The sequence below is a fragment of the Acinetobacter sp. ANC 3882 genome, from assembly GCF_022549545.1.
GTDB lineage: Bacteria > Pseudomonadota > Gammaproteobacteria > Pseudomonadales > Moraxellaceae > Acinetobacter.
This window is the reverse complement of sequence record NZ_JAKZGB010000008.1, coordinates 73,353-92,290: the sequence shown is the minus strand read 5'-3', so window position 1 is coordinate 92,290 and position 18,938 is coordinate 73,353. Positions and strand designations below refer to the sequence as shown.

Here is an 18,938-nt window from a genome sequence, read left to right as displayed (position 1 = left end):
ACACTTTTTTAAGTATTAAAAAAAGCTACCTTGAAAGAGGCAGCTTTTTTAAGTGATTATTTCTTATTTAAGAGTTCTAACATCGAAACCGTTGAGATCTTTACTCCCATTGGTAAGGCTTTTAAATCCACCACATAATTTGGACTATGAGGAAGATAAGGTACAGGATGCCCTTTTAGTCTTGCTGCTGCAAAGGTTAGTGGATTAGCAATACCCACAAACATAAAGGTGAATGGAACATCTTTATATTCACCTGTTAAATTGTGGACATCTTCGGATGCCATAAATGCTGGGAAATCATTAACAACTTTTTTATCTCCCAATAATGCTTTCAAAGGTCCATTTAAACGCTCTGAAAGTGCTTTATCATTGATCAAAGGCGGTGTTGAGCTTCTAATACTAATCTCAGGAAGTTCATTTTTTTCCATACCCTGCATTTGTGCCACACCATCGCTCATTGCATGAATACTTTCCAGCATACCATCACGTACTTCTGGTTTGAACCAACGAATATTCATCTTCACATTTGCAGAAGATGGAATTGCATTGTTTGTCGCACCCGCATTAATAGCTCCAACAGATAATGCTGCTGGCTCTTGCGGACTCACCACATTACCAACGATCGTCTGATATTGGGTAATCGCATTAGCCGCCATATTGATTGGGTTTTTAGTTAAGTGTGGTGCTGAGCTATGCCCAGCATGTCCTTTAAACAATACATCCAACTGGTCTGTGCCCGCCATTCTTGGCCCAGGCGCATTTAAAACCATGCCCACAGGTACAGGTGTCGTGTGTACAGCAAAGAAATAATCTGGTTTTGGTAATTTATATTTACTCCATAAACCATCAGCCAACATTGCTTTTGCACCCGAAACAGGTTCTTCAGCAGGCTGGGCAATCAGGACAATGGTGCCACTCCATTCATTTTTCAGCGCTACCATTGTGCGAGCCATACCCAGCATCCATGTCACATGTGCATCATGACCACACATATGCGCAACAGGAGTTTCTGTACCATCAGGAAGGCGAGAGCGAACTTTACTGGCGTATGGTAAACCAGTTTCCTCCTGAATCGCCAAGGCATCCATATCAGCTCGGTACATAACCGTAGGGCCTGCACCATTTTTTAAAACTGCCAAGACACCTGTTTTGGCAACCCCTATAGTCACTTCAAAGCCAAGTGATTTTAGCTCATTGGCAACAATGGCAGAGGTACGTGTTTCCATGAATCCAAGTTCAGGATGCTCATGGATATCCTTATACGTTTTAGTCAGCCATTCCGTTTGATCATCAATAATTGACAGTGCTTTCACAGAGACGGCTGGCAAATTTTGCTGTGTATCCTGTGTCGCACTTACCATTGTACTGATGACTAGTGTAGAGCCGCCCAGCAATTGGAATAAAAATTTAGTCATGTTATTCAAGGTATCTATCCTTTTAATAGGTCGTCCATTAAGCTTGATTGATTGTACTATTGATGCTCCGAGGAACATCTCTCTTCTCTAATTTGTTTAATAACATGCCAAATAAAGCCGCCACAATGTACATAAATATTGAATAGATTGCCGCGGGCATCGCTGCCATTGAATTAGCTATAACAGTAAGTGCTATTGTTAATGCCAATGTGCCATTGTGAATACCAATTTCAAAAGCACATGCCTTCGCTTGGAAGTTACTAATACCAAATAAACGAGGTACAAAATAACCAATTATCAAACTACAGATACAGAACAGAAATGTTGCACTGCCAACTTGTCCCAAATAAGCCAATAATTTTTGATAATCTTTGGCAATAGCAAGTGAAACAATAAAAAGTAAGAAGACGATGGCAAAAATACGAATGGGTTTATTTAGTTTCTCTGCAAAATACGGAGACAAGTGTCGAATGAACATCCCAATAGTTACAGGAACAACAATAATGATAAATACCTGAACAATCTTGGAAAATTGTAATCCAACATTTTGTTCGCCCGGCACAAAATGCTGTAGAGCAAAGTTGACAATCAAAGGCAATGAAAAAGCAGCGATCACTGAATTAATTGCAGTGAGTGTAATATTGAGCGCAACATCACCTTTATATAAATAACTATATAAGTTGGCGGTCGGACCGCCTGGTGAAGCGGCTAGTAACATTAGGCCCACAGCAATCATCGGCGGCAAAGCAAAAACTTTGCATATCAGAAATGCAATACTTACCAAAACAACCAACTGGCAAAACAAGGCAATAAACACTGCTTTCGGATGCTGACGAACACGTTTAAAATCATTGAGTGTGAGCTCTAAGCCCATACCAGCCATAATAATTGCTAAAGCGATAGGTAAAAATACCGTAATCAGCATTGAATCCATTGTCTAATCCCTTTTTTAAATTATTCTTTTGGCAATTCCATTGTATTAATTAAAATTTATAACCAATCTTTAAGCCATAACTGACTGAGTGGTTATCCTTGAACTCAGCAACGTAATAGTCACTTCCCGCCTGAGCACCAAGTTGCCCTTTGGCATCACCCAGCCAGAAATATTTTGCTCCGCCTGAGATAAAAGTTTGTGGTGTCGGGCTATATTGAGCACCTATCCCTAGATTGTAATATCCCTTGACTGGACCACCTGTTGAAACTTTATCACCTGCTCCAGAATCCCAGCCCACAGAGACATTACCTAGCCATTTATGTGTAAATCGCTGTCCAATCCCGAGATTTGCAGACCATTGATCCTCATAAAAACGAACTAAACTAAAGCCATCTGGTCGACTAGGTGTAGATAGAGCACCTACGACTTTCGAAATTTCCCCAAAGCGGTAAGGTTGAAAATTCAATTCACTCCAATTCACCCAACGTACACTACCGAATAACAATGTACCTTGACGTAAACCTGTCTGGAATTCTAGGTTGACTGAATCTGGAGTTTTGAATTCTGTAGTGCCTGAGTCTTGCGTATTCGCTAATCCTGCAACGATATGGTTCAACGCAGCTTTTTTCTGTTGAGTCATTTGCCCAATAGAAATCATGTAATCTAAATGTTGATCTACCAAACTACGTCCTTGCTGGGTTTTCAACATATCAATCAACGGTGCATTTTCGGTTGCATTCACTTTATGCTTAATTTCAGATCGATAGGTCACAGAAGCTTTAATCGCTTTTTCAGGTATTTGATAGGCTAATCCAGCCAACCATCCCCAATCAGCGACGCTCTTGGCATGAAAGTCATAGCCATTGTAAACACTAAAAACATTCCCTCTTAAATCAACCTGACTTTTAAAGCTTTGATATACAGGACCTGCATAAATGTTCCAGTTCTTATTTGGTTGATACCCAAAAATTAAACTGAGACTCTGGATATCAAAACTCGATTTAGAATTACCTTCGGGCACTTCTCCTGTGGTTGCCTTAGCAAGTCGAGCTGTTGTAATACCAGGTAACATCACTGTATCTTTGGGTGTAGCAACAAAATTATTGCTTCCCGTATATTCTGTATCAGAGCCAAAGGGTTGGTCATATAGCAACCCAAATGAAAACTCTGGAGCTAACTGTAATTTCAAAGCCGCTGTTGGGCGGTAATCAGTATGAGCGATATCAGAAATCGTACTATTCCCCGTATTAGTACCCGCTTCCTGACCTTTTAAAGATGCATCCGTAACACCAAGGCTGGCTTCAAAATAATTACCAGGCTGTAAAAATGCAGAAATTGATTGACCTGTTTTATCAAATGCAGCTGCATACAAATAACTTGTACAAACTGATGATATAGCTATTACCAATATTTTCTTTTTCATCATAACTCCCAATCCATCCTGGATTTTTTATCTTCTTTTATAAATATATGGAACTATGCAAAAATGTGCTTAACCCTGAACGCCAAACACTTGGCTGTACATGCCAAGATGTTTTAATAATCAAAATCTCCTATGAGTCAAAAATTAAAATTTCAGATTATTTTTAAATATCAATAGACCCTAAGCTAGCATTAGCATAACTTTGCTACGTGATCTAAAATTTCCTGAGAAAATTCTACTGCCTTGCTCTTTTCAGAGATTTGTTTGCAGATGATGAAGCGCCATGCAAAGTGGATGCACGACGACAAAAATAAGATCGAGCTGGGAAAACTCAAGAAAGACTAAACCTGTCAAAGCAAACATGCACCTAGTTAGGTGCATGTTTTTATATAACGAATTTTTATAGAGATGGCGTCAGTTGAACTAGATCAACAACATACTGTTTTATTTAAATTTTATTTTGATAAAAATCAAATTTACCCAGTTTTGGCTCTATACCCTTTCTGAATATCCTGAGGATGGGTCTATTCAAGAATACTCTAAGTTTGCTCTGATTTTGGCTCATCCGTGTAAAACTCATCAACAATTCTATCCCCGCTTCTTCCTCTACCTCAGAACTGGAATTACCATAGGCTGGGAGAAACAAACATATTCAACATCGAATAACTTCAAAATAATAGCCACTTAAAATATGAATACTAGCTGAAATTCTAAGCACATCTGCTCACCTTTTGATCGAATTTTTCATGATCAATGAGGCCGTTCAAAAATTCTATAATTTGAATAGTTCACTACAAATTGAGTGCTTTTCTTCATTCGTTAGTTCATGTGCCAACAATCCTTCCACCGTAAAAATCGCAACTTTTACTTTCGCTTCAATTCTTTGCTCTTCAACTCCCGATTGTTGCAACTCTTGCCGTAATAAGTTTTCAACAAGAATATGAAAGCGTTCATGCCAAATATTAATTTCTGGAGACACATGCAATCGTGCATGAACTGTAGTCACGAGTTGTTTTACCAATTTAAACTGATCAATTACCCATAATAAACGCTCAACTATGTTTTTTTCTTGAAGCTCTATATAACCCGAAAAGCGCTCAGTAAGTTCGGCATTGAGGATAGTGATTAATAATTCATCTTTATCTTTAAAATACCAATAGATTGTGTTTGGTGCGACTCCTGCAATATTCGCAATGCGGCTCATAGAAGTTGCGTCATAACCTTCATTTAAGAATAAAGTACGTGCGGCACTCATAATTTCTTTTTGTTTCTCTTCACGGTCTTGTAAACGTTTATTACGAGCCATCAATATCCCCTATTTCTCAGCACAAAAATTTATAGCTCAGAAAACCATTTATCGGTTTTATTTTACACCATCTTGAATACCGTTCAAGAAATGATTAAATTCAGCTCAATCTTGAATGGCATTCAAGAAAATAATGAGGCCGTAATATGCAGAAAAACTATACAGAAGAAGATTTGCGACTACTTTCAGTGCAGGAGCTTCTTGATTTGTTTCATACACTTAATTCACCAAGTATTGAAGAAATGAATGGTGAATACGCTGCATATCTGTTATCTCAACCGAATTGGCTAGCAGATAAAATCGGTCATATCACTTTAAATAATTTTTTTCGTCAGTGGCTGAGTAAAGCCTTTCGGCCTTTAAATGCAACAACTGGTCAAGGCTACAACACATTCCAGCAAGGCCATCGCATTGTGCAGTGTTATCCAATGATGACCATGATTGCTCCCTCTCGCTTCGACAACCAACCTGCCTACCAACTTGTTTACCGTCAATTTCATTCGACTTGCGGCAGTATCAATATGGTCGATGAGATTAGAAGAGTTTCACCCAATTTATATCTCGGCATTGGTACATATGGCTTTACCCATCATCAACGCCATATTCCTTATCCGTTCTTATTAAAAGGTCCACATACGCCTTACAGAGGTGATATTGGTCGTAAACGGGATGGTTTTCAGATCAGTCCGCGAGAAATTCCAAGACTATTTTAAATTTCATATAGGTAAATAAAATGACTATGAAAAATCGTACTGCACTTATTACAGGTGCTTCTGCTGGGATTGGTAAAGCATTTGCCCATCATTTAGCTAAAGAAAAGTATTCTTTATTATTAGTCGCACGACGTGAAGAGCGATTGAAAGAATTAGCTGCTGAATTAGTTGAAAAATACAATATCACCTGCAATATTTTTGCTGCTGATTTGAATGACCCATCCGCACCAGCTGCAATTATGTCTTATGCTGATAGCTTAGGAATCACCATAGATATTCTTATTAATAATGCAGGTCTGTCGGGCAAAACTGCATTTGCTGAAACGTCATGGTCAAAACTAGCAGCCGAAATCCAATTGATGATCACGAGTGTGACAGAACTTTGCCATAGAGTCCTACCTAAAATGCAGGAAAATGGTTGGGGACGTATTATTAACCTTTCCTCACTCGCAGCATTTTCGCCGCCAGGTGCAAGTCTTCTTTACACTGGAATCAAACATTACGTCTTAGATATTTCTCAGTCACTGGATATGGAATTGAAACCACAGGGTATTCATGTCACGGCACTTTGTCCTGGATTCACACATAGTGAATTTCATGACGTGATGGGTACTCGTGATGCAGCGAATAACCTACCCTCAGTTCTTTGGCAGGAACCAGAACAAGTCGTCAAAGAAGGCTGGGATGCTGTCATGAATGGTAAGCCTGTATGCGTACCAGGTTTAGTTAATAAAGTGATTGCGAGTAGTGTTCGTCCTTTACCAATTTCACTTCAATATTTTCTTGGTAATCACATGAATCCTTTTAAACAATAAAAGTGAGCTGGCTCAATTTGTTACCGTTTTAATAGCAGAGAAAAGTGAGAAAACTATGTCAAATCGTATTTATCCAGACATATCAAAAATAGAAAACTTAGCCCAAAAATCTACATTCTTGATGGATGGTATAACATGTGCTGCGACACTCCACACCCCGTTGGAAACAGATAAAAAGCAATATCCCGCAATTCTAATGCTAGGTGGATGGGGAAGCATTCAACAATTACTAACGCTCCCTTACATTAATCATTTTGTTAAAGCAGGATTTGCTGTAATGGAATTTGACTATCCTGGTTGGGGGTTAAGCAGTGGCTGGCCTCGTCAGGATATTAATCCATGGACACGTGTAAAAACTGCTAATGCTGCTTTGGCACATCTAAAAAATCAAACGCAAGTAGATGCACATGCGATTTACTTATGGGGCACTTCATTTGGGGGTGGGCATGTTGTTGACCTTGCTGAGCAGCATCCTGATTTAAAAGGCGCCATTATCCAAGTTCCTATGCTAGATGGCTTGGCAGCAGTTCGGGCTGTCCCAATTACCAAATTAGCAAAATTTATCAGTCTGGGCTTTGTAGACTTTGTTAAACCAGGTTCACCTGTACATATACCAACTTTATCAGAGGCAGGAGAATTTGGCTCAATGGATAAAGATAGAGCTTGGGAAGCACTTCAAACGGCATTACATGCTCATAATGCTAAGAAATACGATAATCGTGTAACCGCTCGTTCTTTATTAACAGTAAGCTTTTATCGATCGTGGAAAAAATTAAAAGATATAAAAATTCCAATGTTAATCATTGGTGCAACACATGACACGGTAGCACCATTTGTACCTGAAAAAATAAAAGATGCTGGTAATCCATTACTTAAGGTGATCGAAATGGATGCTGATCATTTTGATCCATACTTCGAACCCTGTTTTCCAAAGACAGTTAAACATCAATTGAACTTTTTAGAACAGATACAAACTATGTAAACATCCTAAACCTCATGACTAATACTATTAGTTTTTTATGTTAAAAAAAATAGCCCAAATATGTTCTTGGGTTATTTTTATAAAGCACCAATATCATTTAATTGAAAACTTGCACTGACTGCTGTAACCCTTTCTGGGTATTCTGTGCATGTTTAAGATCATGCGTTTGCTGCAGCTCTAATCTGAATTCATCTGTACAGAACTTTTCAATGATATCCAGCCCCTCTTCACCACCCATTTCGAAATTGGCATTACCATAGCCCTGTCGTGCCAGATAATCCCAAGCTTCCTGATAAAACCCTACTGCATTGCTCTGGTCATCAATCTGTTTAACAGAGCTGATAGCCTTCTATAAATAAACACTTCAATCAAATTAGGCAATGAAATCCAAAGAATAGGCAAGCACGAACAAGTAGATACATTGATAATAATAAAAATTTCTCTCCCCTTCGCAATATGAAAAGGTTCGCTAACTCTATGTGGTTTGCTTTTGCTTTTATTCTCGTATTAATTACTATGACAGGTTGTCTATCAATGCAACATCCTATTTTTGGTAAAAATCCATCGGGCCAACGTTTAGAGGATGTACAAAAATCAGATCATTATAGATATGGTAAATTTCGAAATCTGATTGAAAAACCAGGTATGACAGAACGTTCAAATATTATTGCGGAAGTGTATAAAACATTTTTCAAAACTATTCCAAATCGGGAACCAACAGATCCGATTCCATCAATCAAAACAGATCTAAAAAGTCTCGACCTCAATAAAGATATAGTTATATGGTTCGGACATTCAACTATTTACATGCAATTACATGGCAAAAAATTCTTAATTGATCCAGTCATGAGTGGTAAAGCATCTCCTTTTCCTTGGGGGACACGTGCCTATAAAGGGACAGACATCTACACTGTGGATGACTTACCAGAAATTGATTATCTCCTCATATCACATGATCATTATGACCATTTAGACTATGAAACTATTTTGAAATTAAAAGACAAAGTGAAATTAGTAGTGACTGGTCTTGGTGTAGGCGAACACTTTGAATATTGGGGCTATCCTAAAGATAAGCTTATTGAAAAAGATTGGGGAGAGAAAGTTGAATTAGATGATGGTATCTCCATCACTACTGAGACTTCACATCATGGTTCGGGTCGTGCTTTGGGGGGCGGCAAAAACTTATGGGTATCGTTTATTATCCAATCTCCAGAAAGAAAGATTTTTTATTCTGGGGATGGTGGCTATGACCGTCATTTTGCTGATATTGGTAAGAAATACGGTCCATTCGATTGGGCATTTATGGAAAATGGCCAATATGATCCTGCTTGGCATTCAGTCCATTGTCATCCTGATGAAGTTGCCCAAGCAACAGAAGAGCTTAATGCTCGTAATATGATTCCAGTACACCACTCTAAATTTAGCTTAGCCAAACATGCTTGGTTTGAGCCGATTACTCGTATTTCAGAATATTCAAAGAATAGAGACTATCGTCTTGCTACCCCTATGATCGGTGAATTAGTGGAATTAGATAATGAACAGCAAGTATTCAAAAAATGGTGGGAAACAGTTAGATAAATAAATTCTATTTACTATAAGCCCCCCCCTTTGCCTCATCATTTGATGAGGCATTTTTTATTCCAAGTTTATTATTTCTATAGTTTTTCTTCTTTGAAATATAATTCGTTAAATTAGACAAACAACTCACCATTTCAGGTAAACCACTCATTCCTATTTGTTATTAAATAGATCTATCAGAAATAAAGAGAACGGGAGTCTAAAAGCCGTTTTCTTTAGGTAATATAACAAATCAGGTGAATGAAATGAAAAATGTATTAGTTCTTGGTACAACAGGCCAAATCGCAAAATGGGCCGTAGAAATGCTAGGAAATCAGGCAGATATTCAACAAACCCTTTTTGTCCGTGATGCTAAAAAATTAGCTACGATACCAACAAATGCTAAAGTTGTTGAAGGTGATGTGCTTAATCTTGAGCAATTAACGCAAGTTGTAAAAGGTCAAGATATTGTCTACGTAAACTTAGCAGGCGAACTTGAAACACAAACTCAAAATATCATTTCAGCGATGAAAGAAGCAGACGTAAAAAGAATTATCTTTATCAACTCACTGGGCATCTATGATGAAGTTAAAGGTAAGTTTGGTGAATGGAATACCAAAGAAATTGGAGCCTACTTAGGTCCATATCGTAAAGCTGCTGATTTATTAGAAGCTTCTGATCTAGATTATACGATTTTACGTGCTGCATGGTTAATGGACGAAGATGAAGTTGATTATGAAACAACTGAACGTAATGAAAACTTCAAAGGTACAGTCATCTCTCGTAAAAGTGTTGCTGCTTTAGTGGTTAAAATAATTCAAAATCCAAGCTTTGCATCTCATCAAAATTTGGGCGTCAATAAGCCAAATTCAGATGCAGATAACCCTTTCTGAATGTTCTGAACATTAGTCAAATCATGATTTTTTTGATGTTCAGATTTGGAATCCTCCGTATAAAACCCCTCAACAATATCTAGATCTAGGTTTTCTTCACCGCCCACGTAGATTCAAAAATCGTCCCAATGGGGAGAAAAGCTATATTAATTTTTTAAGTTACCTCAAAAGCACAATGGTTTGATTTTATTAGAAAACAAAAAAAGCCCACATAAAGTGGGCTTTCACTGTTCTAAACTAATTAGATAGCAGTGATAAGAGTTGCTTGTGGTCCTTTTTTACCTTGTCCAGGAACATAAGAAACACGTTGACCTTCATTCAAAACCTTGAAACCATTGCTTTGAATTTCGCTGAAATGAGCAAATAGATCTTCGCCAGAATCAGCTTGAATAAAACCAAAACCTTTAGTTTCGTTAAACCACTTAACAGTACCAGTAGCTTTATCAGACATATTTTAAAACCTTTTAAACTTCGTTTATTTATGGATCAAATCAAACCATTTCTATTGATTCAATCCAATTAATCTTTATTAAAAAAGATACTACTATTGTGTGAATTCTCTACATCAATCGATAAAGCTGATTAACATCAGTATAGAAACTGTTCCCATCTAAATTGAAGTCAATCTCCTGACCAGAATCTAAAAGTATCTTTTTTCCTACTTCTACCCATTTAGAACCATTCAACGTATTTTGTTGACGTTTAAGTGGGATGATTTTCACACAAATTTCATTACCATTACTGGCTTTGGCTACACGCCAATCATTAATAATTTTTAACACAAAATCACTCTTTTGAGAGCTCAAATGATTGATTTTATTTACCATAACACTAGACAGATAAAAAATAACTGAATTTCTAGAATTTAATAATATTTAGCTTTATTTAGGATTATATAAGCTAATTTTAATTGCTATTTTTTCTTTCCAGAATAGCAACTTTAAATACATCATAGAGCAAATTAATTTAGTCGGTTGGTAGCGGGAGCTGGATTTGAACCAACGACCTTCGGGTTATGAGCCCGACGAGCTACCAGACTGCTCCATCCCGCACCGACGAGTTAGCTTTATAGGCTCTTTAACCTTAATAAGCAAGCTTAATATTGAATATAAGGGAAATAAGATCAATTTATAGAGTATTTATCTATATTTAAGAGTTTAAACACCTATTTACTCAAGTTTACGCTAGTATGAATTCCTAACAAAATAAGGAACTGATATGTTGACAAGTTTTAAGATAATAAAAAAACAGCTTGAAATTCAAAAGGACTTCACACAGCAAGAATTTTCTAACCCAATTATCGAATTCTGGGAATTCTTTGAAAAAAATACTCAATATACATTATTAAGATATGAACATATTATTGATGGCATCAAAGCCATTTATTGTAAAAAATAACCCTCCTTAGAGGTTTTTTATACATATTCAAAACTTCAGAATAGGAGTGAATGAGCAAAAACTTAACTTGAAATTCAATTGTTAGTTTTTCTATTTAACTGGTTCGTATTGGCGAATTTTTGAGTCATATGGAATTCTTGTCATTCCATTTTTTTAATAACCAAAGTCATTAGGCCTTGTCCTAACGTAAACTAACCTTTGTAACTATCGCTTAGTCTTGAAAGTATTTTTCCCGCTTGCCCTACCGATATTTCCTTTACTATACAATGGTATATGTAGAATTACTGCATCTTTAGGCTTATCCTCTTTTAGAACTTGACCTAGTTTTTCGATATTTTCTAAATATGAATAGAAATGTTGAACGTATTCAGGATGAGCTTTTCTAACTCTCGACTACCAATCGATAAGCTATGTACCAATAAATCCACACCTTTAGCTCGCTTAACTAAATGTGATGAATAGATTGTATACAATAGAATGTCCTTCATAATCAACGTGAAAACCATAAGCTGGCTCAACATATCCATGATCAACAAGAAATGCCGTTATCTTTACACCATCTTTGTTATATACAACCCCACCTTTATCAGGCAAAAATGGTCGTTAATTTTAGTTGCAGGTTCGTTTGTTTCACCACCTTTTAAGCGGATCTCATTATTAAAGGTCTACCCTCAATTTCGATAAGCAATCGTAATTTCACAATATGAAAATCGAACTACTTATGCTTTGTATGGATAGGCTGGAATTTACTTTAAAAACCTACTCCTTGATCAGATAATTCTTTCTTTTAAAGCTGCCAAACCTCTAAATAATTTTATTTAGCCTTCGGCAAAGGCATATTACATGGCTTTGTTTTATGCTGACCTTTTCTTATAAATTGGAAGTATCTGGCTATATTCATAAATATCACCCATTAAAAACCCACCGAAGTGGGTCATGTTTATTCTATATAATAGCTATTGCCATCGGAGCTATTGAAAACTAAATCTAGAGTAGGAAAAATAAATTCACCTTTTAACAGGATATATTCAACGTTAGGTTTCTGAACTCTCGCTGAATGATTGATTTTATTAGTATTTACTTCTGTATAGTGCGCCTGTGCTCTTTTTTCTTTACCATGGAAATCAACAATTGTAATGTCTTTTAGCATTAATATGCTCCAATTTAATCATACATACTATGCTTAACCACATTTTTATACTATCAATATTTTGCAGACAATTAGAAATAATTAATTTTTATAACTTTTCAATTAAATATACTGAGAAAATTTATATATGTGTTCTTTATGTACTCCCTCTTGAAATTTAGAAAGTGCAATTCCAAGATTTAAAGGATAAAACTCAAAAGCTTATATATAATTGATTTTATTTATGAAATAAGTCATCGAGATAAACATCTCTTCTAGGACATATCTACACATATAAGTCTTAAAACTACCGCATTGTAAAGACGTTTAAAGTGTACTATGAACTCTCCCTAGTAAAGATAAGAAGATAAAAATGTCAGGTTTTAAAAGTTTTTCTCAAAATACAACTGACCATGCCAATGTCATCAAAGCTCAATCAAATGAGCATACAGAAGTAAATTCCCCTAATGATTCTCAACCTTCACAAGTTCCTGGCACCGTAAAAGATCTGCCTGAGAATAATGAACAACCTGATCCTAATAACAAATAATTTCTTATTAACAGCGCCGCAGAAGAAATTTTAAGGCTCTGTGACTATAAAGAATAAATTAGTGCACTGATTTATTATCCTATCAACTACTTTTATCAATTTGATTTGTTTAGTTATTTAAGAAATTGCAGCCATTCATACCAGAAAATTGATATAACTAGTCTCTCAGATATGGGGGGCTTTTTTAATGATTTACTTCCTATAATTGAACATCACTAGATAAGGTTAAGAAAAAACAAGCAGACATGCTAAAAATAAAATTTAGAAGACACTGTTAAAAGCGACCAAGGCAGCAACGAATTGATTATCGCCACATGCTAAACCGTTCTAAACCAAACCATTGCAACCTTGGGCGAAACCCATCAAGGTTAAATCTGTCTACTATGCAGTATAGCTATGCAAAAAATGATAGCTCATACAAAAAAATTATGACATGTACGATGACCCAACTTCGCTTAAGACCCAGCCGCTTAATCTACTCACAACCCTGTTTGGCTAAACAAATGACCTCTTGTTAATTGCTCCCATCCCGTACAGTTAAGTTGAGGTAATCAATCTAAATACAATGTATCTATATTGCTCTTGATCACCAATTTTCATAGTTTATAAAAACCAATCATGTTAATATCATTTAAGTAGTAACTGTAAAGTTTGTTAATTTTATGACTAAAAATACCAACCTTGAAATCTGCCCTATTGCAAGAAGTCTATCCATTCTTGGCGATGCTTGGAGCATGTTGATATTACGTGATGCCCATGCAGGATTTACACGATTTGATCAGTTTCGTAAAAGTTTAGGCATTGCTCCCACGATGCTAACTAAACGTTTATCCGCTTTAGTAGATGAAGGATTACTTGAAAAACGACAATATTCTGAACATCCTCCTCGTGAAGAATATATACTCACTCAAGCTGGTAAAGATTTTTTACCTGTTTTATTTATAATAGGTGCTTGGGGTCGTAAGCATAAACCTTTTGAAAATCCTGAAAAAATGCCTATATTTCTTGATGCTGAACAAGGTACAGAAATTATACCGATTGTGATTGATCAAGTGACAGGTGCTGAAATTGGCTCTCGAACTATTCACCAAAAAGCTGAATAATAAAAAAGCACTCTCATAGGAGTGCTTTTTTATAAATTTAAATGCTAAATTATTATTTCATTCGAGTACGCTGTGTCTTGTACGTTCCCCAACCACTTCTTAAAACTGATTTGATAAATGCCCATAGGCCACTTTCATTAGGTTTTGGATTACTACCTTTGGCAATACGATTGAGTTGTTGGGTATACCAAAGTACTTCCATAATCCCAAGTTGATCAATCTTTTTTATGCCTGTCTTAATTGGTTGAACTGTTTGCTTACTATTGGTTCCTGCTAATAGATATTTGGGAGCATCAGGATCAATTGCCATCAGTCTAGCAATCCCGACTACATCAAAAGAATTTGATCCCAAAGCTTGATTCATGCCTTCAACACTTCTAAAACCACCTGTAATCATTAAAGGTGTTTTTACTTGTGCTCTAACCTTTTCAGCAAAATCAATAAAGAATGCTTCACGGGCAATAGTCGATGCTTTTTGAGGTGCTTTAGCTACCCCTGATTCGTAAGTACCACCTGAAATCTCAATTAAATCAATGCCTGCTTTAGACAGTGCTTTGATGGTTGCTAAAGAATCTTCTTCTGTAAACCCACCTTTTTGAAAATCCGCTGAATTAAGCTTTATCGCAATTGGAAAATCTGCGCCGACTTGTTTTCTTATTTCTGCATAAACGTCCATTAGAAACTTACGACGTTTTTCTGGAGTACCGCCCCATTCGTCATTTCTTAAATTGTGTAGTGGTGATAAGAATTGATTAATCAGATAACCATGTGCAGCATGTATCTCAACACCACTAAATCCAGCCTTTTTACATATCAGTGCACTACGACCAAAGCGCTGAATGATCTCTATGATTTCCTGATGGGTGGCTTCATCTGGAGTCGCAAATAAAGATTGCATTTCAGCCCCAAATGGCACTGCTGACGAAGAAATGTTTCGTACATTTAATCCTTTTGGTGATTGTTTTCCAGGATGATTGAGTTGTGCCCATAATTGAGAGCGTTGCTTAGTCACGGTTTTCGCCCATTGCTTTAAAATTGCAAAATCCCGTTCATCTTCTATAACAACATTCCCAGGCTCCCCTAAGGCACGTCGGTCGATCATAATGTTGCCCGTGATAATCATGCCAATCCCTGATGCCGCCCAACGCTGGTATAGTCGTATATGCTTTTCAGTTGGGTTATTGGAATAGGTTGCTAGCGTTTCACTGGTTGCTGCCTTAGCCAAAAGATTTGGAATTACGAAACCATTCGGTAACGTTAAAGGCTGATTCAGGAGATTTGTTTTTAATGGCAAGTCAGTCATGGGCTTCGCTCACAAAATTGAAGATGATTTAGGCTGAGGTTGAATAAAGTCGACTAGACTTTGAAACCACATGACATCGACAAAGTTTCCAGTAATCACAAGATCCTGTGTCCTAAGGGCTGTTAAAAATGTATTGACATTATCTTTAGCTGATAGCACAGCAAAACCTGTACTGCCATTTTTAAAAGTGAATGTAAAACTTGGGGATTTACTTCGTCCAGCATGAGACTTTATTTTGCCATTTTTGACTTCAAAATAACGTCCTTCACCCCTAGCCGTTTGAATTTGGAATGTGACATTTTTATCTTTCACATAAGCAGCACATTTTGGATTATTTTTTACAGTTCGTTGTAAAAGCTTAGACAGCATCCACAGTAATAATTTAAATTTCATCATTTTAGTTCTCTGTTCATCAATATATGAAGATACTTAGGGAATCCTGATGCATTACTCATTTAGAAACTGTATTGCATGCTTGAGGAAACGTTCTGGGTACTGGAACTGTGCTCCATGACCAGCATCGGGATAAATAAACAGCTGTGCATTTGGAATATTAAGTGCCATCTGATAGGCATTGATGGTTGGAATCATCACATCATCTACACCATTAAGAATAAAGGTTGGCTGTTTAATCTCGCGTAAATGAGCAAAAGGATCTTGTTCATCAAGTTTCGGTAAAAAGTGCATATTGGCTTCAATTTGAGCCTGCATTACGCTGTCTGAACTTGGTGGGTCCTGATTCTTACGTTGATGGCGACGTTGCCAGAAATCACGTCCTGCTTGAATTGCTGTTGCTGATCGACCAAAAAATAAAAATAGAAAGTCATCTTCAGACGGTACAGCACTGGTAGCATGCTTCAATACTAAAGCAGCAACATCAGGATCATCACCTCTAGGTTTTCCACCTCGAGGACCTGTCCCTAAGAGCATCAATTTTCTGACTAATTCAGGGTGGCGAAGTACTAAATCTTGTGCTTGAAAACCGCCTAAAGAGAAGCCTAGTAAATCAACTTGTTTCAGACCTAATGCCCGAATCACCGCTGCTGCATCGTCAGCCATATCTTCAATCCGAGTTCGAGGTTGTCCAGTTGATGAAGCGACCCCTCGCCCATTGAATAAAATAACTTCTCGATCCGCTGCTAATCCATCTGTAATGAATGGATCCCAATTGTCTAAACCACCACGGAAATGTTGTAGAAAAAACAAAGGCAATTGCTGTGTATTTGCATTACCCCATCTACGGTAAGCAAATTTGGCTCCATCAACTTCTATAAATTGTGTTTCAGCGGTTTGATGATTAATCGTTGTCATAGTGGTTTTCCTATTTTTATACATGATTAAGTTGAAATTTATTTCGCCAAAAAAGCTAAAGATTGCTTTACGAAGTCTTGATGAAACTGAAAAACTCCACCGTGTCCTGCATCTGGATAGATGATGAGCGTGCTATTTGGAAGGCGTTTTGCCAAATCATAAGTATTTATAGTGGGTACCATTCGATCATGATCACCATTAGCAACTAAGACAGGTTGCTGAATGATAGAAAGATCAGCTGGTTTCTTATTTCCCCATTTTTTTAATGCTTTTAGTTGAGCACGATACGCAGAAATGGTGATTTCTTTGTCACGATTTTCAGTACGTTCATTAATCCGTTGAACAAACTGTTTCGCAGCTGCTTTACCATTGTCAGTCCGAGTAAAGAACAAATAGACTTTAGGATCTTGGCGCGTTGCCATCCCACGGACTAAATCCCAATTAGAAACACGGCCAACTGTACTGATGCCAGTTCCTCCAGCAGGTCCTGTTCCTGATAGGATCATCTTTCTTACTAAGTTTGGTTGTTTCAATACGATTTCTTGTGAAATCATGCCTCCCATTGAAAAACCAAATAAATCAACTTTGTTGAAACCTTTTGCTTGAATAAAGGTAATTGCATCATCTGCCATTTGCTCAATCGACTGAGTAGGTTTACCTGTAGAAGCACCAACACCTCGGTTATCAAAAACCACCACATGATGTTTTGCGGCAATTCCATCAATAATTCTTGGATCCCAATTGTCTAATACAGCAGCTAAATGATTCAGAAAAATAATAGGTGTTCCACCATTTTGTTGACCATATTCTCTGTAGGCGAAATTAACTCCACCAGCATTTATAAATTGAGTGGGTACATTCGTCCAATTCGTAGCTAACAGAGGATTTTGAACAGCTTGCTGATTGATAATAATTTTTTTTGACAGGTCTTCACCTTTAGCCACCGAGTCACTAAAAGAGATCGATGCCACTGTTTCGGCTTGAGTTAATGGCGAAATAAAAACAGAGACCACCGTCAATCCCATCGCAATTGTATTTAATAAAAAATTCATTTTTTAATCCTCAGGATTAATACATAGAGTCGATTTCACTGAATTTCATGAATTATTTCTTGTGATAAGGAAATAAAAAATCAGGTCAGTATCAATTTAATATCAACAATACATCAACAAAAATGTAATGTCACTATCTTTTTAGTAGTAACTATTTTAATTTTAGATTATGATCAAAACATCAAGGTGAAATTGGTTATTCCATCACCAACCTATTACGTGTGAGAAAATTTGTATGACGAGTAAAGTGATTCTTATTACAGGTGCATCTTCTGGTATTGGTTTAGCAACAGCAGACCTTTTGCATGATGAAGGCTTTATTGTTTATGGTACGAGTCGACGTAGTGATTCATCTCAATATAAATTCAATCTGATTGAGCTAGATGTAAATAATGAAGATTCGGTTAATCATGCAATTGGAAAAGTGATTCAAAATGAAGGTCGAATTGATGTTTTGATCAATAATGCAGGATTTGCAATCGCACCTGCTGGCGCTGAAGAAAGTTCAATGCAACAAGCTCAAGCTATTTTTGATACCAACTTCTTTGGTGTTGTCCGAATGACCCGAGCAGTCCTTCCAGTGATGCGTGAACAAAAATCTGGACTTATTTTAAACATTAGCTCTGTTTTAGGACTTCTACCAATGCCCTTTGGAGCGCTTTATTCAGCATCAAAACATGCGCTTGAAGGTTATTCAGAGTCCTTAGATCATGAATTGAGAACACAAGGGATTCGTGTTTCATTAATAGAACCTGCTTACACCAAAACTTCATTAGGCATAAACTTAATAGAAGCAGATGCAAAAATCTCAGCCTATGACCAGATTCGCGAGAAGCTCCATCAACACATGATAAAAGCAATTAATAAGTCAGATGATCCGGGTGTTGTTGCTAAGACAATTTTAATGGTAATCAACAGTCAAAACATTTTGCCTCGTTATACATCAGGCAAGACAGCAAGATACTTAAAGAATTTACGAAGATTTGCCCCAGTAAAGATCTTTGACACATTGATTCAACGCAGTTTGAAAGTTTAGCCCAACTTAATAAATCCA

General features: G+C 36.9%; 20 protein-coding genes, 1 tRNA gene and 3 pseudogenes. 9 read left to right on the top strand and 15 right to left on the bottom strand.

Annotated elements, in window-relative coordinates; genetic code table 11:
- Positions 1–56 precede the first annotated feature (56 nt).
- The 4 genes from MMO42_RS14375 to MMO42_RS14360 all read right to left on the bottom strand — a co-directional run bounded on the left by MMO42_RS14375 (position 57) and on the right by MMO42_RS14360 (position 5,078).
- Positions 57–1,415 (bottom strand): amidohydrolase, encoded by a 1,359-nt coding sequence (locus MMO42_RS14375; protein ID WP_241321027.1) that lies wholly within the window; start codon positions 1,413–1,415, stop codon positions 57–59.
- 37 nt (positions 1,416–1,452) lie between these two features.
- Positions 1,453–2,349 carry a bile acid:sodium symporter family protein gene (locus tag MMO42_RS14370; protein ID WP_241321026.1) on the bottom strand — a complete coding sequence of 299 codons (897 nt, stop codon included), beginning with the start codon at positions 2,347–2,349 and terminating at the stop codon, positions 1,453–1,455.
- Between the two features lie 49 nt (positions 2,350–2,398).
- Positions 2,399–3,784 (bottom strand): outer membrane protein transport protein, encoded by a 1,386-nt coding sequence (locus MMO42_RS14365; protein ID WP_241321025.1) that lies wholly within the window; start codon positions 3,782–3,784, stop codon positions 2,399–2,401.
- A 760-nt stretch (positions 3,785–4,544) separates the two neighbouring features.
- On the bottom strand, positions 4,545–5,078 hold the full coding sequence (locus tag MMO42_RS14360; protein ID WP_241321024.1) for a TetR/AcrR family transcriptional regulator: 534 nt from the start codon (positions 5,076–5,078) through the stop codon (positions 4,545–4,547).
- A gap of 146 nt (positions 5,079–5,224) precedes the next feature.
- Here MMO42_RS14360 and MMO42_RS14355 point away from each other — a divergent pair, with 146 nt between their 5' ends.
- From MMO42_RS14355 to MMO42_RS14345, 3 genes are read left to right on the top strand one after another with little or no spacing between them, the layout of a single operon-like run.
- Positions 5,225–5,791 (top strand): hypothetical protein, encoded by a 567-nt coding sequence (locus MMO42_RS14355; RefSeq protein ID WP_241321023.1) that lies wholly within the window; start codon positions 5,225–5,227, stop codon positions 5,789–5,791.
- Between the two features lie 20 nt (positions 5,792–5,811).
- The gene (locus MMO42_RS14350; RefSeq protein WP_241321022.1) at positions 5,812–6,606 is read left to right on the top strand and encodes an SDR family oxidoreductase; all 795 of its coding nucleotides are present in this window, start codon (positions 5,812–5,814) and stop codon (positions 6,604–6,606) included.
- Positions 6,607–6,661: 55 nt separating this feature from the next.
- Positions 6,662–7,588: an alpha/beta fold hydrolase gene (locus MMO42_RS14345; RefSeq protein WP_241321021.1), complete on the top strand. Its 927-nt coding sequence runs from the start codon at positions 6,662–6,664 to the stop codon at positions 7,586–7,588.
- Positions 7,589–7,685: 97 nt separating this feature from the next.
- On the opposite strand, the pseudogene MMO42_RS14340 reads toward MMO42_RS14345, so the two are convergent.
- Positions 7,686–7,934, bottom strand: a pseudogene (locus MMO42_RS14340) (hydrolase or metal-binding protein); the annotation flags it as partial.
- Positions 7,935–8,065: 131 nt separating this feature from the next.
- Between MMO42_RS14340 and MMO42_RS14335 the strand changes: the two are divergent.
- Complete coding sequence (locus tag MMO42_RS14335; RefSeq protein WP_241321020.1) at positions 8,066–9,166, top strand: MBL fold metallo-hydrolase; 1,101 nt, start codon at positions 8,066–8,068, stop codon at positions 9,164–9,166.
- A gap of 245 nt (positions 9,167–9,411) precedes the next feature.
- Positions 9,412–10,038, top strand: coding sequence for an SDR family oxidoreductase (locus tag MMO42_RS14330; protein ID WP_241321019.1), 627 nt, complete (start codon positions 9,412–9,414; stop codon positions 10,036–10,038).
- A 241-nt stretch (positions 10,039–10,279) separates the two neighbouring features.
- Here the strand turns inward: MMO42_RS14330 and MMO42_RS14325 are convergent, their stop codons facing one another.
- From MMO42_RS14325 to MMO42_RS14315, 3 genes are all read right to left on the bottom strand, one after another.
- Positions 10,280–10,489 (bottom strand): cold-shock protein, encoded by a 210-nt coding sequence (locus MMO42_RS14325; protein ID WP_241321018.1) that lies wholly within the window; start codon positions 10,487–10,489, stop codon positions 10,280–10,282.
- Positions 10,490–10,598: 109 nt separating this feature from the next.
- Entirely contained in the window at positions 10,599–10,865 is a 267-nt protein-coding gene (locus tag MMO42_RS14320) for a transposase (RefSeq protein ID WP_241321017.1), read from the bottom strand.
- 148 nt (positions 10,866–11,013) lie between these two features.
- A tRNA-Met gene (locus tag MMO42_RS14315) sits at positions 11,014–11,090 on the bottom strand.
- A gap of 166 nt (positions 11,091–11,256) precedes the next feature.
- On the opposite strand from MMO42_RS14315, the gene MMO42_RS14310 reads away from it, so the two are divergent.
- A complete protein-coding gene (locus MMO42_RS14310) occupies positions 11,257–11,436 on the top strand; it encodes a hypothetical protein (RefSeq protein ID WP_005292361.1) in 180 nt (59 codons plus the stop codon).
- Between the two features lie 718 nt (positions 11,437–12,154).
- On the opposite strand, the pseudogene MMO42_RS14305 reads toward MMO42_RS14310, so the two are convergent.
- Both MMO42_RS14305 and MMO42_RS14300 read right to left on the bottom strand, forming a co-directional pair.
- Positions 12,155–12,337: pseudogene (locus tag MMO42_RS14305) on the bottom strand (hypothetical protein); the annotation flags it as partial.
- Between the two features lie 39 nt (positions 12,338–12,376).
- Positions 12,377–12,586 (bottom strand): hypothetical protein, encoded by a 210-nt coding sequence (locus tag MMO42_RS14300; protein WP_241321016.1) that lies wholly within the window; start codon positions 12,584–12,586, stop codon positions 12,377–12,379.
- Positions 12,587–12,938: 352 nt separating this feature from the next.
- Between MMO42_RS14300 and MMO42_RS14295 the strand changes: the two genes are divergently transcribed.
- Positions 12,939–13,115, top strand: a complete 177-nt coding sequence (locus MMO42_RS14295) for a hypothetical protein (protein ID WP_241321015.1) — start codon at positions 12,939–12,941, stop codon at positions 13,113–13,115.
- Between the two features lie 264 nt (positions 13,116–13,379).
- Here the strand turns inward: MMO42_RS14295 and MMO42_RS14290 are convergent.
- Positions 13,380–13,493 (bottom strand): annotated as a pseudogene (locus MMO42_RS14290) (arsenical-resistance protein); the annotation flags it as partial.
- Positions 13,494–13,777: 284 nt separating this feature from the next.
- Between MMO42_RS14290 and MMO42_RS14285 the strand changes: the two are divergent.
- A complete protein-coding gene (locus MMO42_RS14285; protein WP_241321014.1) occupies positions 13,778–14,218 on the top strand; it encodes a helix-turn-helix domain-containing protein in 441 nt (146 codons plus the stop codon).
- A gap of 52 nt (positions 14,219–14,270) precedes the next feature.
- Here MMO42_RS14285 and MMO42_RS14280 read toward each other — a convergent pair whose 3' ends face one another.
- The 4 genes from MMO42_RS14280 to MMO42_RS14265 are packed head-to-tail and all read right to left on the bottom strand — an operon-like array spanning position 14,271 to position 17,884.
- Positions 14,271–15,521: an NADH:flavin oxidoreductase/NADH oxidase family protein gene (locus tag MMO42_RS14280; RefSeq protein ID WP_241321013.1), complete on the bottom strand. Its 1,251-nt coding sequence runs from the start codon at positions 15,519–15,521 to the stop codon at positions 14,271–14,273.
- Between the two features lie 9 nt (positions 15,522–15,530).
- The gene (locus MMO42_RS14275; RefSeq protein WP_241321012.1) at positions 15,531–15,917 is read right to left on the bottom strand and encodes a helicase; all 387 of its coding nucleotides are present in this window, start codon (positions 15,915–15,917) and stop codon (positions 15,531–15,533) included.
- A 51-nt stretch (positions 15,918–15,968) separates the two neighbouring features.
- Positions 15,969–16,832 carry an alpha/beta hydrolase gene (locus MMO42_RS14270; RefSeq protein ID WP_241321011.1) on the bottom strand — a complete coding sequence of 288 codons (864 nt, stop codon included), beginning with the start codon at positions 16,830–16,832 and terminating at the stop codon, positions 15,969–15,971.
- Positions 16,833–16,870: 38 nt separating this feature from the next.
- A complete protein-coding gene (locus tag MMO42_RS14265; RefSeq protein ID WP_241321010.1) occupies positions 16,871–17,884 on the bottom strand; it encodes an alpha/beta hydrolase in 1,014 nt (337 codons plus the stop codon).
- A 235-nt stretch (positions 17,885–18,119) separates the two neighbouring features.
- Here MMO42_RS14265 and MMO42_RS14260 point away from each other — a divergent pair, with 235 nt between their 5' ends.
- Entirely contained in the window at positions 18,120–18,920 is an 801-nt protein-coding gene (locus MMO42_RS14260; protein WP_241321009.1) for an oxidoreductase, read from the top strand.
- Positions 18,921–18,938 lie beyond the last annotated feature (18 nt).